Origin of the sequence: Bacillus sp. MZGC1, assembly GCF_002998605.1 — a bacterium.
GTDB lineage: Bacteria > Bacillota > Bacilli > Bacillales > Bacillaceae > Bacillus.
On the sequence record NZ_PVRE01000008.1, the window covers coordinates 19934 to 37791 of the forward strand.

The 17858-nt window shown below is 42.7% G+C and carries 16 protein-coding genes; all 16 read left to right on the forward strand.

Going from position 1 to position 17858, the window contains the following annotated elements:
- The first annotated feature begins 34 nt into the window (after positions 1–34).
- The 16 genes from C6Y06_RS18875 to rplV all read left to right on the forward strand — a co-directional run bounded on the left by C6Y06_RS18875 (position 35) and on the right by rplV (position 17856).
- A complete protein-coding gene (locus tag C6Y06_RS18875) occupies positions 35–640 on the forward strand; it encodes a class I SAM-dependent methyltransferase (protein ID WP_106037492.1) in 606 nt (201 codons plus the stop codon).
- A gap of 255 nt (positions 641–895) precedes the next feature.
- The gene (rpoB, locus tag C6Y06_RS18880; RefSeq protein WP_003217223.1) at positions 896–4477 is read left to right on the forward strand and encodes a DNA-directed RNA polymerase subunit beta; all 3582 of its coding nucleotides are present in this window, start codon (positions 896–898) and stop codon (positions 4475–4477) included.
- A 61-nt stretch (positions 4478–4538) separates the two neighbouring features.
- A complete protein-coding gene (rpoC, locus tag C6Y06_RS18885; protein ID WP_034665614.1) occupies positions 4539–8138 on the forward strand; it encodes a DNA-directed RNA polymerase subunit beta' in 3600 nt (1199 codons plus the stop codon).
- Positions 8139–8283: 145 nt separating this feature from the next.
- Complete coding sequence (locus C6Y06_RS18890; protein WP_034665612.1) at positions 8284–8532, forward strand: 50S ribosomal protein L7ae-like protein; 249 nt, start codon at positions 8284–8286, stop codon at positions 8530–8532.
- Positions 8533–8644: 112 nt separating this feature from the next.
- Positions 8645–9064, forward strand: coding sequence for a 30S ribosomal protein S12 (gene rpsL / locus C6Y06_RS18895; RefSeq protein WP_003216962.1), 420 nt, complete (start codon positions 8645–8647; stop codon positions 9062–9064).
- Between the two features lie 120 nt (positions 9065–9184).
- Positions 9185–9655 carry a 30S ribosomal protein S7 gene (rpsG, locus tag C6Y06_RS18900; protein ID WP_003216884.1) on the forward strand — a complete coding sequence of 157 codons (471 nt, stop codon included), beginning with the start codon at positions 9185–9187 and terminating at the stop codon, positions 9653–9655.
- Between the two features lie 54 nt (positions 9656–9709).
- Complete coding sequence (gene fusA / locus C6Y06_RS18905) at positions 9710–11788, forward strand: elongation factor G (RefSeq protein ID WP_034665610.1); 2079 nt, start codon at positions 9710–9712, stop codon at positions 11786–11788.
- Positions 11789–11906: 118 nt separating this feature from the next.
- Entirely contained in the window at positions 11907–13097 is a 1191-nt protein-coding gene (gene tuf / locus C6Y06_RS18910) for an elongation factor Tu (RefSeq protein ID WP_034283892.1), read from the forward strand.
- Between the two features lie 110 nt (positions 13098–13207).
- The gene (locus C6Y06_RS18915) at positions 13208–14167 is read left to right on the forward strand and encodes an alpha/beta fold hydrolase (protein WP_106037493.1); all 960 of its coding nucleotides are present in this window, start codon (positions 13208–13210) and stop codon (positions 14165–14167) included.
- Between the two features lie 218 nt (positions 14168–14385).
- Positions 14386–14694: a 30S ribosomal protein S10 gene (gene rpsJ, locus C6Y06_RS18920; protein ID WP_003156464.1), complete on the forward strand. Its 309-nt coding sequence runs from the start codon at positions 14386–14388 to the stop codon at positions 14692–14694.
- A 37-nt stretch (positions 14695–14731) separates the two neighbouring features.
- Positions 14732–15361: a 50S ribosomal protein L3 gene (rplC, locus tag C6Y06_RS18925; protein ID WP_012008703.1), complete on the forward strand. Its 630-nt coding sequence runs from the start codon at positions 14732–14734 to the stop codon at positions 15359–15361.
- 27 nt (positions 15362–15388) lie between these two features.
- Positions 15389–16012, forward strand: a complete 624-nt coding sequence (rplD, locus tag C6Y06_RS18930; RefSeq protein ID WP_007496312.1) for a 50S ribosomal protein L4 — start codon at positions 15389–15391, stop codon at positions 16010–16012.
- Positions 16012–16299 carry a 50S ribosomal protein L23 gene (gene rplW / locus C6Y06_RS18935; protein WP_003217016.1) on the forward strand — a complete coding sequence of 96 codons (288 nt, stop codon included), beginning with the start codon at positions 16012–16014 and terminating at the stop codon, positions 16297–16299. The genes rplD and rplW overlap by 1 nt, the downstream gene beginning before the upstream one ends.
- A gap of 28 nt (positions 16300–16327) precedes the next feature.
- Positions 16328–17161, forward strand: coding sequence for a 50S ribosomal protein L2 (rplB, locus tag C6Y06_RS18940; protein WP_007496314.1), 834 nt, complete (start codon positions 16328–16330; stop codon positions 17159–17161).
- Between the two features lie 57 nt (positions 17162–17218).
- Complete coding sequence (gene rpsS, locus C6Y06_RS18945) at positions 17219–17497, forward strand: 30S ribosomal protein S19 (protein WP_003216920.1); 279 nt, start codon at positions 17219–17221, stop codon at positions 17495–17497.
- Between the two features lie 17 nt (positions 17498–17514).
- Positions 17515–17856, forward strand: a complete 342-nt coding sequence (rplV, locus tag C6Y06_RS18950; protein WP_007496316.1) for a 50S ribosomal protein L22 — start codon at positions 17515–17517, stop codon at positions 17854–17856.
- The last annotated feature ends 2 nt before the right edge of the window (positions 17857–17858 follow it).

The window sequence follows — 17858 nt, forward strand, 5'->3', positions numbered from 1 at the left end:
TGAAACGATTGAATCCAGAGGAGGTCCATTCATCATGAGTGACCACTATTATACGGAAAAGCCATCAGTGAAAAGCAATAAACAGACATGGGACTTCACCTTGAGAAACCGTACCTTTACTTTTACAAGTGACAGTGGAGTGTTTTCTAAGAAAGAAGTCGACTTTGGTTCAAGGCTTTTAATTGAAGCTTTTGAAGAACCTGACGTGGATGGCGATGTCTTAGATGTCGGTTGCGGTTATGGACCGATTGGCTTATCGTTAGCATACGAAATGACGAGCCGCACCATTCATATGATTGATGTGAACGAAAGAGCAGTCGAACTTTCAAAGGAAAACGCTAAACATAATCGCATTGATAATGTCCGCATCTATCAAAGTGATTTGTTCTCGAATGTTCATTCATCAGCTGCTTTTGCCTCTATACTGACCAATCCCCCAATACGGGCAGGGAAGAAAGTTGTACATGCGATCTTTGAAAAAAGTGCTGATCATTTATTGCCGGAAGGTGAGTTGTGGGTGGTTATTCAGAAAAAGCAGGGCGGACCATCTGCGATTGAAAAATTAGAACAGCTCTTTGGAGAAGTCGAGGTTGTATTGAAAAAAAAGGGCTACTATATTATCAAAGCTAAAAAAGTTTGACGCAGTTTCCTAGCTGTGTTAACATTATAAAATGCCAATGTGTATATTTTGCTTGATAGGCTTAAAAAACAACTATTTTGTATAAATTATGCATACTTGGGAAAACTAATAAAATCGGTATTTGTTTTTGGATGTGGTTTTCTTATTTTAGAAACCCTTTTTTCTTTTGTCTTGTAAAAGTATTTCTTTACTGACATTTGAAAGGCTGAAATACTTTTTACACATATAATACGCATGATTTGAGGGGTGAATCAGTTGACAGGTCAACTAGTTCAGTATGGACGACACCGCCAGCGCAGAAGCTACGCACGCATAAGCGAAGTGTTAGAATTACCAAATCTCATTGAAATTCAAACCTCTTCTTATCAGTGGTTTCTTGATGAGGGTCTTAGAGAGATGTTTCAAGATATATCCCCAATTGAGGATTTTACTGGTAACCTTTCTCTTGAATTCATTGATTACAGCCTAGGGGATCCTAAGTATCCTGTAGCAGAATCAAAAGAACGTGATGTAACTTACTCTGCTCCACTAAGAGTAAAAGTTCGTTTAATTAACAAAGAAACTGGAGAAGTAAAAGACCAAGATGTGTTCATGGGTGATTTCCCAATCATGACAGACACAGGTACTTTTATCATTAACGGTGCGGAACGTGTAATCGTTTCTCAGTTAGTGCGTTCTCCAAGTGTATATTTCAGTGGTAAAGTAGACAAAAACGGTAAAAAAGGTTTTACTGCGACTGTCATTCCAAACCGTGGCGCATGGTTAGAATACGAAACTGATGCGAAGGATGTAGTCTATGTACGCATCGATCGCACACGTAAGTTGCCGGTTACGGTTCTTTTGCGTGCTCTCGGCTTCAGCTCTGATCAAGAGATTCTTGACCTCATTGGCGAGAATGAATACTTACGCAACACGCTGGAAAAAGACAATACAGAGAATGCGGATAAAGCACTTCTCGAAATCTACGAGCGCCTCCGTCCTGGAGAGCCGCCAACTGTTGAAAATGCGAAAAGCCTGCTAGACTCTCGCTTCTTCGATCCGAAGAGATATGACCTAGCTAATGTTGGACGCTACAAGATTAATAAAAAGCTTCATATTAAAAATAGACTGTTCAATCAAAAATTGGCTGAAACGTTAGTTGACCCTGAAACAGGTGAAATTCTAGCAGAAAAAGGTCAAATTTTAGACAGAAGAGTTCTTGATAAAGTTCTTCCATACTTAGAAAACGGCATCGGATTTAGAAAGCTTTATCCAAATGGTGGCGTAGTAGAAGATGAAGTAGAACTTCAATCTATTAAGATTTATGCACCGTCTGATCAAGAAGGCGAGCAAGTGATCAACGTGATCGGGAATGCATACGTAGAGGAAGCTGTGAAAAACATCACGCCTTCTGACATCATTGCATCGATCAGTTACTTCTTCAACCTTCTTCATGGTGTAGGTGACACAGATGATATCGATCACCTTGGTAACCGTCGCCTGCGTTCTGTAGGTGAGCTTCTGCAAAACCAATTCCGTATTGGTTTAAGCAGAATGGAGCGTGTTGTTCGTGAAAGAATGTCGATCCAAGACACAAACACGATCACACCTCAGCAACTGATCAACATCCGTCCTGTGATCGCTTCTATCAAAGAGTTCTTTGGTAGCTCTCAGCTTTCTCAGTTCATGGATCAAACAAACCCGCTTGCTGAATTGACGCACAAACGTCGTCTGTCGGCGCTTGGACCGGGTGGTTTGACACGTGAGCGTGCAGGAATGGAAGTTCGTGACGTTCACTACTCTCACTATGGCCGTATGTGTCCGATTGAAACACCAGAGGGTCCAAACATCGGTTTGATCAACTCTCTATCTTCATTTGCAAAAGTGAATCGCTTCGGCTTTATTGAAACACCTTACCGCCGGGTTGACCCTGAAACAGGTAAAGTGACACCGAGAATCGATTACTTAACTGCTGATGAAGAGGATAACTACGTTGTAGCACAAGCGAATGCTATATTAGGTGAAGATGGTTCGTTTATCGATGATAATATCATTGCTCGTTTCAGAGGGGAAAACACAGTTGTTCCTCGAAACCGCGTTGACTACATGGACGTTTCGCCAAAGCAGGTTGTTTCTGCAGCGACAGCATGTATCCCATTCTTAGAAAACGATGACTCTAACCGTGCTCTAATGGGAGCGAACATGCAACGTCAGGCTGTGCCTTTGATGCAGCCGGAATCACCGATTGTTGGTACAGGTATGGAGTATGTATCAGGGAAAGACTCTGGTGCTGCTGTTATCTGCCGCTACCCTGGTGTTGTAGAACGTGTTGAAGCGAAAAATATTTGGGTTCGTCGCTATGAAGACGTTGACGGACAACAAGTCAAAGGAAATCTAGACAAATACAGCTTGCTGAAATTTGTCCGCTCTAACCAAGGGACTTGCTACAACCAGCGTCCAATCGTAAGTGTTGGAGATGAAGTCGTAAAAGGAGAAATCCTTGCAGACGGTCCTTCAATGGAAAAAGGTGAATTGGCTCTAGGACGTAACGTCATGGTCGGCTTCATGACTTGGGACGGTTATAACTACGAGGATGCGATCATCATGAGTGAGCGCCTTGTAAAAGATGACGTCTACACGTCTATTCATATTGAAGAATATGAATCAGAAGCTCGTGATACAAAGCTTGGACCGGAAGAAATCACTCGTGATATTCCAAACGTTGGGGAAGATGCTTTACGCAACCTTGACGAGCGCGGAATCATCCGTATTGGTGCAGAAGTAAAAGACGGAGACCTTCTTGTAGGGAAAGTAACGCCTAAAGGTGTAACAGAACTAACAGCTGAAGAACGTCTATTACATGCAATCTTCGGTGAAAAGGCTCGTGAAGTGCGTGATACGTCTCTACGTGTTCCACACGGCGGCGGCGGAATTATCCACGACGTCAAAGTCTTTAACCGTGAAGATGGAGATGAATTACCTCCAGGTGTCAACCAGTTAGTCCGCGTATACATCGTTCAGAAGCGTAAAATTTCTGAAGGTGACAAAATGGCCGGACGACATGGTAACAAAGGGGTTATCTCTAAAATCCTTCCAGAAGAAGATATGCCGTATCTTCCAGATGGAACACCGATTGATATCATGTTAAACCCTCTAGGGGTACCATCTCGTATGAACATCGGTCAGGTACTTGAGCTTCATATGGGTATGGCTGCACGTTACCTTGGCATCCACATTGCGTCACCAGTATTTGATGGTGCGCGCGAGGAAGATGTTTGGGAAACGCTTGAAGAAGCAGGTATGTCCCGTGATGCGAAAACAGTCCTTTATGACGGTCGAACTGGTGAACCATTCGATAACCGTGTATCAGTCGGAATCATGTACATGATCAAACTGGCTCACATGGTTGACGATAAACTTCACGCTCGTTCAACTGGACCATACTCACTTGTTACGCAGCAGCCACTTGGCGGTAAAGCACAGTTTGGTGGTCAGCGTTTCGGAGAGATGGAAGTATGGGCGCTTGAAGCTTACGGTGCAGCATACACACTTCAAGAGATCTTAACAGTTAAATCGGATGACGTTGTAGGTCGTGTGAAAACATACGAGGCCATCGTCAAAGGGGATAACGTCCCTGAACCAGGTGTCCCTGAATCATTCAAAGTGTTAATTAAAGAACTTCAAAGTTTAGGTATGGATGTCAAAATCCTATCTGGCGATGAAGAAGAGATAGAAATGAGAGATTTAGAAGACGATGAGGAAACGAAGAAAGCAGACGGATTAGCGTTATCTAATGACGAAGATGCTGCAGACCTCGCACCTGTCGATCTTGAACGTGACGCAGTCACAAAAGAATAGCAGAAACGATTAGAGCAAGTGACTAGGGTATAACCCGAAGATTAAAAGGGAGGTAGGCCCCTTGCTAGATGTGAACAATTTTGAGTATATGAACATCGGTCTCGCATCACCTGATAAAATCCGTTCTTGGTCTTTTGGTGAAGTGAAAAAGCCTGAAACGATTAACTATCGTACACTGAAACCTGAAAAAGATGGTCTCTTTTGTGAACGTATCTTCGGACCGCAAAAAGACTGGGAATGTCATTGTGGAAAGTATAAACGCGTTCGTTATAAGGGTGTTGTATGTGACCGTTGTGGTGTAGAAGTAACACGGGCAAAAGTCCGTCGTGAGAGAATGGGGCATATCGAACTGGCTGCCCCAGTTTCCCACATTTGGTATTTCAAAGGTATCCCAAGCCGTATGGGTCTTGTTCTTGATATGTCACCACGTGCGTTAGAAGAAGTGATTTACTTCGCTTCTTACGTTGTGACAGATCCGGGCAACACACCGCTTGAGAAGAAACAACTTCTTTCTGAGAAGGAATTCCGTGCGTATTTAGATAAATACGGTAATACGTTCCAAGCAGCTATGGGTGCAGAAGCAATCAATAAACTTCTTCAAGATATCGATCTTGTAAAAGAAGTAGATACACTGAAAGAAGAGCTGAAAACTGCTCAAGGACAGCGTCGTACACGTGCGATTAAACGCCTTGAAGTGCTAGAAGCATTCCGTAACTCAGGAAACAAACCATCATGGATGATTCTTGATGTACTTCCGGTTATTCCGCCAGAATTACGTCCAATGGTTCAGCTTGATGGTGGACGTTTTGCTACTTCTGACTTAAACGACCTTTATCGTCGTGTCATCAACCGTAACAATCGTCTGAAACGTTTATTAGATCTTGGCGCGCCAAGCATCATCGTTCAGAACGAGAAGCGTATGCTTCAAGAAGCTGTCGATGCGTTGATTGATAATGGACGTAGAGGCCGACCGGTAACAGGACCAGGAAATAGACCATTGAAATCTCTTTCTCATATGCTGAAAGGGAAACAAGGACGTTTCCGTCAAAACTTGCTTGGTAAACGTGTTGACTATTCTGGACGTTCCGTTATCGTCGTAGGACCACATTTGAAAATGTATCAGTGTGGACTTCCAAAAGAAATGGCTCTTGAATTATTCAAACCATTCGTGATGAAGGAGCTTGTTGAAAAAGGTTTAGCTCACAACATCAAGAGTGCGAAGCGTAAAATTGAGCGCGTGCAGCCGGAAGTATGGGATGTTTTAGAATCAGTTATTCGTGAGCACCCAGTCTTACTAAACCGTGCACCGACTCTTCACAGACTTGGTATTCAAGCGTTTGAACCTACACTTGTGGAAGGACGCGCAATTCGTCTGCATCCACTTGTATGTACAGCCTACAACGCTGACTTTGACGGTGACCAAATGGCGGTTCACGTACCATTATCTGCTGAGGCTCAAGCTGAAGCTCGTATCTTAATGCTTGCTGCTCAAAACATTTTGAACCCGAAAGATGGAAAACCTGTTGTTACGCCATCTCAGGATATGGTGCTTGGTAACTACTACCTTACACTTGAGCGTAAAGGTGCTATCGGAGAAGGTATGGTCTTCAAAGATACTGACGAAGCCCTTCTAGCTTATCAAAATGGGTATGTGCATCTTCATACACGTGTAGCTGTTGCAGCTAGCTCGTTGAAGAATGTGACATTCACTGATGAACAGCGTTCTAAATTGTTGATTACAACAGTTGGAAAACTGATCTTTAACGAAATCTTACCGGAATCATTCCCTTACATGAATGAGCCGACAAAGAGCAATATTGAAGAAAAAACGCCTGACCGCTTCTTCCTTGAAAAAGGTGAGGATGTCAAAGCTGCGATCGAGAAACAAGAAATCAATGCGCCGTTCAAAAAAGGTATTTTAGGTAAAATCATTGCGGAAATCTTTAAGAGATTCCATATCACTGAGACATCTAAAATGCTTGATCGCATGAAAAATCTTGGTTTCAAATACTCTACTAAAGCGGGTATTACGGTTGGTGTGTCTGACATCGTCGTATTAGATGATAAGCAGAAGATCCTCGAAGAAGCACAAGCAAAAGTAGATAACGTCTTGAAGCAATTCAGACGTGGTTTGATTACTGAAGAAGAGCGTTACGAGAGAGTCATTTCGATCTGGAGTTCTTCTAAAGATGTCATCCAAGGTAAACTGATGAAGTCCCTTGATGAAGTCAACCCAATCTACATGATGAGTGACTCTGGAGCGCGTGGTAACGCATCTAACTTCACTCAGCTGGCTGGTATGCGTGGTCTGATGGCCAACCCGGCTGGACGTATCATTGAACTTCCGATTAAATCTAGTTTCCGTGAAGGTTTAACCGTATTGGAATACTTTATTTCCACTCACGGAGCGCGTAAAGGTCTTGCCGATACAGCCCTTAAAACAGCTGACTCAGGTTACCTCACGCGTCGTCTCGTCGATGTTGCACAGGATGTTATCATCCGTGAAACAGATTGCGGTACAGACCGTGGTATCTTGGCGAAGTCCATTAGAGAAGGAAATGAAATTATTGAGAAGCTTGAAGAACGTCTGATCGGACGTTTTGCAAGAAAACCAATTGTTCATCCTGAAACGGGCGAAGTCATTGTGGACGAAAACGAACTAATTGATGAAGATAAAGCACTTGAAGTAGTTGAAGCAGGAATTGAGGAAGTATGGATCCGTTCTGCATTTACATGTAACACGCCTCATGGTGTATGTAAACGATGCTACGGCCGTAACCTTGCAACTGGTACTGACGTTGAAGTCGGTGAAGCAGTTGGAATCATTGCTGCTCAATCAATCGGTGAGCCAGGAACACAGCTTACAATGCGTACGTTCCACACCGGCGGGGTAGCAGGAGACGATATCACACAAGGTTTACCTCGTATCCAAGAGCTATTTGAAGCGCGTAATCCGAAAGGGCAAGCGACCATTTCTGAAATTGATGGTGTCGTTGCTGAAATTAACGATGTTCGTGACAAGCAGCAGGAAATTGTGGTTCAAGGCGACGTTGAAACTCGTTCTTACACAGCTCCTTACAATGCGCGTCTGAAAGTTGTTGAAGGTGACAAAGTCACTCGTGGTCAAGTACTGACAGAAGGTTCGATCGATCCGAAAGAACTTCTTAAAGTGACTGACATGACAGCTGTTCAAGAATATCTGCTTCATGAAGTACAAAAAGTATACCGTATGCAAGGGGTAGAAATCGGAGATAAGCACGTTGAGGTAATGGTTCGCCAAATGCTTCGTAAAGTGCGTGTCGCTGATGCAGGGGATACAGATGTATTACCAGGCACACTTCTTGATGTACATCAATTCACTGAAGCGAACAAAAAAGTACTATTCGAAGGCAAACGTCCTGCAACAGGCCGTCCAGTTCTTCTTGGTATTACAAAAGCATCGCTTGAAACAGACTCATTCTTGTCTGCGGCATCCTTCCAAGAAACGACTCGTGTCCTAACAGATGCGGCGATCAAAGGAAAACGTGATGAACTGCTTGGCTTGAAAGAGAATGTTATCATCGGTAAACTTGTTCCAGCTGGAACAGGAATGCCAAACTACCGTAAAGTTAAGCCGGTTTCACAAGTGCAGCCGTCTGACGATATGGTTCCTGTAGAGTAATCTTTCTCGTGAGATTCCTATAAAATCATCAAAAAATGGTGAAGGATGTCAAGATAATCTGTCATATGATATTGACATCCTTCTGCCATGATGATAATATAACCAAGGTGCTCAAAATAAAACCTGTTACTTTGGAGGATATTCGATGTCTTATGATAAAGTATCACAGGCTCAATCCATTATTATTGGTACGAAGCAAACAGTAAAAGCTCTGAAACGAGATTCAGTAAAGGAAATCGTCGTAGCGAAAGATGCTGATCCTGCTTTAACAGCTAGTGTAATAAAACTAGCGCAAGAGAAGGGTGTAGACATTTTAGTGGTAGATTCCATGAAAAAGCTCGGCAAAGCCTGCGGAATTGAAGTTGGGGCAGCAGCTGTTGCCATTATGTTATAGCGTACTTGTTTTGTTTTTGCATGTGTAAATGCAAAAGCATTGTTTTTTGCCTTTTGATGAACCACCTGGGTATGTGGGTTATAAAAAAAGCAACGAAGGGAGGAATAACAACATGCCTACAATTAATCAGCTAATACGCAAAGGACGCGTGAGTAAAGTTGAAAACTCAAAGTCTCCTGCACTTAACAAAGGATACAACAGTTTCAAAAAAGAGCACACTAACGTAACATCTCCACAGAAGCGCGGGGTTTGTACTCGTGTCGGTACAATGACACCGAAAAAACCAAACTCAGCACTACGTAAATATGCTCGTGTACGTTTGTCTAACCTGATTGAGGTAACAGCTTACATTCCTGGTATCGGACATAATCTACAAGAGCACAGTGTAGTACTTATCCGTGGCGGACGTGTAAAAGACTTACCGGGTGTACGTTACCACATCGTTCGTGGTGCGCTTGATACTGCCGGAGTTGACGGTCGTATGCAAGGACGTTCTAAATACGGAACAAAACGCCCTAAACAAAGCAAATAATACAAACAAACATAAGGGTTTTTAGAAGTTGATATCAGATCAGTGGAGTCAGGCAACTGACAACGATATTGAGATGAGAGACAGATAGAAATCCTTTTAAATGAGAAGGGAGGCTATCAGATGCCACGTAAAGGTCCTGTAGCAAAAAGAGACGTATTGCCAGATCCAATTTACAATTCTAAACTTGTATCTCGTTTGATCAACAAAATGATGATCGACGGTAAAAGAGGAAAGTCACAAACAATTCTCTACAAGTCATTTGATATCATCAAAGAACGTACTGGTAATGAAGCGATGGAGGTTTTCGAACAAGCCTTGAAAAACATCATGCCAGTTCTTGAAGTTAAAGCACGTCGTGTAGGTGGAGCCAACTACCAAGTTCCTGTAGAAGTTCGCCCAGACCGTCGTACTACTTTAGGTCTTCGCTGGTTAGTAAACTACGCTCGTCTTCGTGGAGAAAAAACGATGGAAGAGCGTCTTGCTAACGAAATCCTTGACGCAGCTAACAACACTGGTGCTGCTGTTAAGAAACGTGAAGATACACACAAAATGGCAGAAGCGAACAAAGCATTCGCTCACTACCGCTGGTAGGATTTATACCAAACTAAAAAAACTATTCCCTAATAAGGAAGGAGAAATTACCCAATGGCAAGAGAGTTCTCCTTAGACAAAACTCGTAATATTGGTATCATGGCTCACATCGATGCCGGTAAAACGACAACGACTGAGCGTATCTTATACTACACTGGTCGTATCCATAAAATTGGCGAAACTCACGAAGGAGCTTCCCAAATGGACTGGATGGAGCAGGAGCAAGAACGTGGTATTACAATCACTTCTGCTGCTACTACAGCACAATGGAAAGGTTACCGTGTAAACATCATCGATACACCAGGACACGTAGACTTCACAGTTGAAGTTGAACGTTCTTTACGTGTACTTGATGGTGCGGTTACTGTTCTAGATGCACAATCAGGTGTAGAGCCACAAACTGAAACAGTTTGGCGCCAAGCAACAACTTACGGAGTACCTCGTATCGTATTCATTAACAAAATGGATAAAACAGGTGCGGACTTCCTTTACTCTGTAGGCACATTAAGAGATCGTCTTCAAGCGAACGCTCATGCAATTCAATTGCCGATCGGCGCTGAAGATCAATTCGAAGGAATCATCGACCTTGTAGAAAACGTAGCATACTTCTACGAAGATGACCTTGGAACTCGCTCTGATGCACAAGAAATCCCTGCTGAGTATAAAGACAAAGCTGAAGAGCTTCGCAACAGCCTAATTGAAGCTGTCGCTGAGCTTGACGAAGAGCTTATGGAAAAATACCTTGAGGGTGAAGAAATTACAATTCCTGAATTGAAAGCTGCAATCCGTAAAGGAACGTTGAATGTTGAATTCTATCCAGTTCTTGTTGGATCTGCTTTCAAAAACAAAGGTGTTCAGCTTGTACTTGACGCTGTGCTTGATTACCTTCCTGCACCAACTGATGTTGCTGCAATCAAAGGTACCTTGCCAGATTCAAATGAAGAGGTTGTACGTGAGTCTACTGATGACGCACCATTCGCAGCCCTTGCTTTTAAAGTAATGACTGACCCTTATGTTGGGAAACTAACTTTCTTCCGTGTATACTCTGGAACACTTGATTCTGGTTCTTACGTGAAGAACTCTTCTAAGAACAAGCGTGAACGTGTTGGACGTATCCTTCAAATGCACGCAAACAGCCGTGAAGAAATCTCTACTGTATATGCAGGGGATATCGCAGCAGCTGTAGGTCTTAAAGATACATCAACTGGTGACACTCTTTGTGACGAGAAAAGTCTTGTTATCCTTGAGTCTATGGAATTCCCAGAGCCAGTTATCGATGTAGCAATCGAGCCTAAGTCTAAGGCTGACCAAGATAAAATGGGTATCGCTTTAGCTAAACTAGCTGAAGAGGATCCAACATTCCGTACACAAACAAACACTGAAACTGGTCAAACGATCATCTCTGGTATGGGTGAGCTTCACCTTGATATCATTGTTGACCGTATGAAGCGTGAGTTCAAGGTTGAAGCTAACGTAGGAGCTCCTCAAGTTGCGTACCGTGAAACATTCCGTTCTGGTGCAAAAGTTGAAGGTAAATTCGTACGTCAGTCTGGTGGACGTGGTCAGTTCGGACACGTTTGGATCGAATTCGAACCAAACGAAGAAGGCGCAGGCTTCGAATTCCAAAATGCAATCGTCGGTGGGGTTGTTCCTCGTGAATACATTCCAGCTATTCAAGCAGGTCTTGAAGATTCACTTGAAAATGGTGTATTAGCTGGATTCCCATTAATCGACATCAAAGCAAAATTATTTGATGGATCTTACCACGATGTTGACTCTAACGAAATGGCGTTTAAAATTGCTGCATCTATGGCATTGAAAAATGCTGTCAGCAAATGTAACCCAGTTCTACTTGAGCCAATGATGAAAGTGGAAGTCGTTATCCCTGAAGAATACATGGGAGACATCATGGGTGATATCACATCTCGTCGTGGACGTGTAGAAGGTATGGAAGCTCGCGGTAACGCTCAAGTTGTTCGCGCAATGGTTCCACTTTCTGAAATGTTCGGATATGCAACTGCACTCCGTTCTAATACACAAGGACGCGGTACTTTCACTATGCACATGGATCACTACGAAGAAGTGCCTAAGAGCATCAGTGAAGAAATCATCAAAAAAAATAAAGGTGAATAATTGATTTTGCCTTTAAACTAAAGTATAACTACTATTGAAGATCAGAAAGTGAGAGGTAACTCTTCACTTTCTATCACTCTATACCAAATACAATGAACCTTTAAGGAGGATTTTTAGAATGGCTAAAGAAAAATTCGACCGTTCCAAATCGCATGCTAACATTGGTACAATTGGACACGTTGACCATGGTAAAACAACTCTAACTGCTGCTATCTCAACAGTTCTTCATAAGAAATCTGGTAAAGGTACGGCTATGGCTTATGACCAAATCGATGGTGCTCCAGAAGAGCGCGAGCGTGGAATCACAATCTCAACAGCACACGTTGAGTATGAAACTGAAACTCGTCACTATGCACACGTAGACTGCCCAGGACACGCTGACTATGTTAAAAACATGATCACTGGTGCTGCTCAAATGGACGGCGCGATCTTAGTAGTATCTGCTGCTGATGGTCCAATGCCACAAACACGTGAGCACATCCTACTTTCTCGTAACGTAGGTGTACCATACATCGTAGTATTCCTTAACAAATGTGACATGGTTGACGATGAAGAGTTACTTGAACTTGTTGAAATGGAAGTTCGTGACCTTCTTTCTGACTATGACTTCCCTGGTGACGATGTACCTGTTATCAAAGGTTCTGCTCTTAAAGCTCTTGAAGGTGATGCTGATTACGAAGCAAAAATCTTTGAACTTATGGATGCGGTTGATGAGTACATCCCAACTCCAGAGCGTGACACTGAGAAGCCATTCATGATGCCAGTTGAGGACGTATTCTCAATCACTGGTCGTGGAACAGTTGCTACTGGTCGTGTTGAGCGTGGACAAGTTAAAGTCGGTGACGAAGTTGAAATCATCGGTCTTCAAGAAGAAAACGGTAAAACAACTGTTACAGGTGTTGAAATGTTCCGTAAGCTTCTTGACTATGCTGAAGCTGGTGACAACATCGGTGCACTACTTCGTGGTGTATCTCGTGAAGATATCCAACGTGGTCAAGTACTTGCTAAACCAGGTACAATCACTCCACATAGCCGTTTCAAAGCTGAAGTTTATGTACTTTCTAAAGAAGAGGGTGGACGTCATACTCCATTCTTCGCTAACTACCGTCCGCAGTTCTACTTCCGTACAACTGACGTAACTGGTATCGTACATCTTCCAGAAGGTACTGAAATGGTAATGCCTGGCGATAACACTGAGATGGAAGTTGAACTTATCTCTACTATCGCTATCGAAGAAGGAACTCGTTTCTCTATCCGTGAGGGTGGACGTACTGTAGGTTCTGGCGTCGTTTCAACTATCATTAAGTAATAAAACATATAAAAGGGACTCCTTGCAAAAGGGTCTCTTTTTTTGCTTTTCCAGATCAGAACGGCTACTATAAGCTATAGAATCTAATTGGAACCGAGAGGATCACTGGAATGGCGAAGATATATTTGAAGAAATGGTTAATCGGCGGGGTTGACCAATGGATTATGATCAAAGAAGATCACACAAATGAAGCGAAACCTGTTCTTTTATTTTTACACGGTGGGCCCGGCTCCGCTCAAATCAGCTATATCGACTCGTTTCATGAGGAACTTAATCAAGATTTTACAGTAGTTCATTGGGATCAGCGAGGCGCGGGACTTTCCTATCAAAAGAATCTCCCCGATACTTCCATGACCATTCAGCAATTTATTGAAGATACGATTGAACTGACAGAGAAAGTCCTTTCATATCTAGGTCAATCAAAATTGTACATCGCAGGATATTCATGGGGATCACTAATCGCCATACAAGCAGTACATAAGCGTCCAGATCTATATCATGCTTATTATGGAATTAGTCAGGTAGTAGATGTATTAAAAGAAGATATTGTGTCGTACGAGCTCCTTTTGGAGAAATACCATCGGAATCGGTTGTTTACTTGGTGCCTGCGATTACTGACGCCTCCTCCGTGGAAACGAATATCAGCTCATGCTCTGTTCTCTCTCTATAAAGAGCTCGGAAGCGTAGGTCTCACACATAGGTGGAGGCCGCTTATTCAAATGCTGCGCGGATTTCTTTTTAGTAAGGAATATCAGCTGAAAGATAAGTGGAAGTTCCTTAAAGGACAGAAGTTTAGTCAGGACCTGCTATGGGATGAATTGATGAATGAGAGCATTGAATACCGAGTTTCTACTATATTAATACCTTGCTACTTTATCATTGGCGCATATGACATGATTACACCAGCTGCTGTATCAAAACCATATGTTGACCAATTAACAGCACCAATCAAAGAATGGTTCACCTTTAAAGAATCTGCACATTCCCCGCATCTAGAAGAACCAGAAGAATTTATCCGTACCATAAAAAAGACTGCTGTACATCATCTTCAGGGAAAGCTTGATTTATAGGCTGAACCCCTGTATAATATGAAAAGTGTGCAAATCATAAATTTATCCGATTTATTATTGCAACACGCAGGCCAATTTGGTACAATAGTGCATGTTGGTCTTTGACTGCGATGAAGTGAGAGGTTGCTGACACACCCGGCCGCTTTGCCATGGCAAGGTGATCAGGTTTTTCTCACGGAGAACTGTCTAACGTAAGTAGGCGAAAAGGAGGGAAAATAATGGCAAAACAAAAAATTCGTATTCGTTTAAAAGCATATGATCATAGAATTCTTGATCAATCTGCTGAGAAGATTGTTGAAACGGCTAAGCGTTCTGGTGCTAGTGTATCTGGTCCAATCCCGCTTCCAACTGAAAAATCAGTTTACACAATCCTTCGTGCGGTGCATAAGTACAAAGATTCTCGTGAGCAATTTGAGATGCGTACTCACAAACGTCTAATCGACATCGTGAATCCAACTCCACAAACAGTTGATGCACTTATGCGTTTAGATTTACCATCTGGTGTAGATATCGAAATCAAACTTTAATTCAAATAGAAAACACATATTATAGGAGGTGTGACTAATGACCAAAGGAATCTTAGGTAGAAAAATTGGTATGACGCAAGTATTCGCAGAAAACGGTGATCTTATCCCTGTAACTGTTGTTGAGGCTGCTGCTAACGTTGTTCTTCAAAAGAAGACTACTGACACGGATGGCTATGAAGCAATCCAAATCGGTTTTGACGACAAACGTGAAAAGCTTTCTAACAAACCAGAGAAGGGCCACGTTGCTAAAGCGGAAACTGCTCCTAAGCGCTTCGTAAAAGAATTACGCGGTGCGGAGTTAGATGCGTATGAAGTTGGTCAGGAAGTCAAAGTTGATATTTTCGCAAATGGAGATATCGTAGATGTAACAGGAACATCAAAAGGTAAAGGATTCCAAGGGGCTATCAAGCGCCACGGACAATCACGCGGACCAATGACTCACGGTTCACGTTACCACCGTCGTCCTGGTTCAATGGGACCTGTTGATCCAAACCGAGTATTCAAAGGTAAACTTCTTCCAGGTCGTATGGGCGGAGAGCAAATCACTGTCCAAAACCTTGAGATCGTTAAAGTTGATGCAGAACGCAATCTACTATTGATCAAAGGAAATGTACCAGGAGCTAAAAAATCTCTAGTAACTGTAAAGAGTGCAGTTAAATCTAAATAACTCTCTTAGGAAAGGAGGAAACAAGTCATGCCAAAAGTAGCATTATTTAACCAAAACGGTTCTACTAACGGTGAAATCGAATTAAACGCTTCTGTGTTTGGAATCGAGCCAAACGAAAGCGTAGTATTCGATGCTATTCTTATGCAAAGAGCTTCCTTACGTCAAGGAACTCATAAAGTAAAAACTCGTTCTGAAGTACGTGGCGGAGGTCGTAAGCCTTGGAGACAGAAGGGTACAGGTCGTGCTCGTCAAGGTTCTATTCGTTCACCACAATGGCGCGGAGGCGGTATCGTATTCGGTCCAACACCACGCAGTTATTCATATAAATTACCTAAAAAAGTTCGCCGCTTGGCTATCAAGTCAGTATTGTCTTCTAAAGTAATCGACAACAACATCATCGTTCTTGAAGATTTGACTCTTGATGCAGTGAAAACGAAAGAATTCGCAGGCATCCTTAAAGGATTATCTGTTGAGAAGAAAGCGTTGATCGTCACTGCGGATGCAAACGAAACAGTTGCTTTATCTGCTCGTAACATCCCTGGAGTAACAGTTGTTGAAGCTAACGGTATCAACGTTCTTGACGTTGTCAACCACGACAAACTTCTGATCACTAAAGCAGCGGTTGAAAAAGTAGAGGAGGGACTTGCATAATGAAAGATCCTCGTGATGTTCTAAAGCGCCCTATCATTACTGAACGTTCTGCTGATCTAATGACAGAGAAGAAGTACACGTTCGAAGTTGATGTCAGAGCTAACAAAACAGAAGTGAAAGACGCTGTTGAAGAAATCTTTGGAGTGAAAGTTGAGAAAGTCAACGTTCAAAACTACAAAGGGAAATCTAAACGCGTTGGACGCTACACTGGTATGACTAGCCGTCGCAGAAAAGCGATCGTGAAATTAACTGCTGACAGCAAAGAAATCGAAATTTTTGAAGCGTAAATCTTAAAAAGAAGGAGGGAAATTCAAAATGGCGATTAAAAAGTATAAACCAACCAGTAATGGTCGTCGTGGCATGACTACTTCAGATTTTGCTGAAATCACGACTGACAAACCAGAAAAATCGTTGCTTGCACCGCTTCACAGAAAAGGCGGACGTAACAACCAAGGTAGATTGACTGTTCGTCATCAAGGTGGCGGTCATAAACGTCAATACCGTATCATCGACTTTAAGCGTGATAAAGACGGTATACCTGGACGCGTTGCTACAATCGAGTATGATCCAAACCGTTCAGCGAACATCGCTCTTGTAAACTATGCAGATGGTGAGAAACGTTACATTCTTGCTCCGAAAGGAATCCAAGTTGGTACTGAAGTTACTTCTGGACCAGAAGCTGACATCAAACCAGGTAATGCTCTTCCACTTATCAACATCCCAGTTGGTACAGTTGTGCATAACATTGAATTAAAACCAGGTAAAGGTGGACAATTAGTTCGTTCTGCTGGTACTTCTGCTCAAGTTCTTGGTAAAGAAGGTAAATACGTTCTTGTACGTTTGAACTCAGGAGAAGTTCGCATGATTCTTTCTGCTTGCCGTGCGACTATCGGTCAAGTTGGAAACGAGCAACACGAATTAATTAACATCGGTAAAGCTGGACGTTCTCGCTGGAAAGGCGTACGCCCAACAGTTCGTGGTTCTGTAATGAACCCTAACGATCACCCACACGGTGGTGGTGAAGGACGCGCTCCAATCGGACGTAAATCACCAATGTCTCCATGGGGTAAACCGACTCTTGGATTCAAGACTCGTAAGAAAACCAACAAGTCTGATAAATTCATTGTACGTCGTCGTAAAAACAAGTAACGGGGTTGTCTACGGTTCATTTAGGACCGTAGTTCAATCACGAAGGGAGGTTCCACAATGGCTCGCAGCTTAAAAAAAGGACCATTTGTTGATGATCATTTGATGGCTAAAGTCGAGAAATTGAATGAAACTGACAAAAAGCAAGTCGTAAAAACTTGGTCTCGTCGTTCTACAATTTTCCCACAATTCATCGGTCACACAATCGCTGTCTATGACGGACGCAAACATGTACCTGTTTTCATTTCTGAAGATATGGTAGGTCACAAATTGGGCGAATTCGCACCAAGCCGTACTTACAAAGGTCATGCTAGTGACGATAAAAAAACAAGACGCTAATGAGAGGAGGCTTTTAAATGCAAGCTAAAGCTGTCGCAAGAACAGTCCGTATTGCTCCTCGTAAAGCACGTCTAGTAATGGACCTGATCCGAGGTAAGCAAGTAGGAGAAGCAGTTTCTATCTTAAACCTTACACCTAAGGCTGCTTCACCAATTATTGAAAAAGTATTAAAATCTGCTATCGCAAACGCTGAGCACAACTACGAGTTGGACGCTAACAGCCTAGTGATTACTCAAGCATTCGTTGACGAAGGTCCAACACTTAAGAGATTCCGTCCACGTGCTATGGGTCGTGCGAGCGCAATTAACAAACGTACTAGCCACATTACAATCGTTGTATCAGAAAAGAAGGAGGGATAATC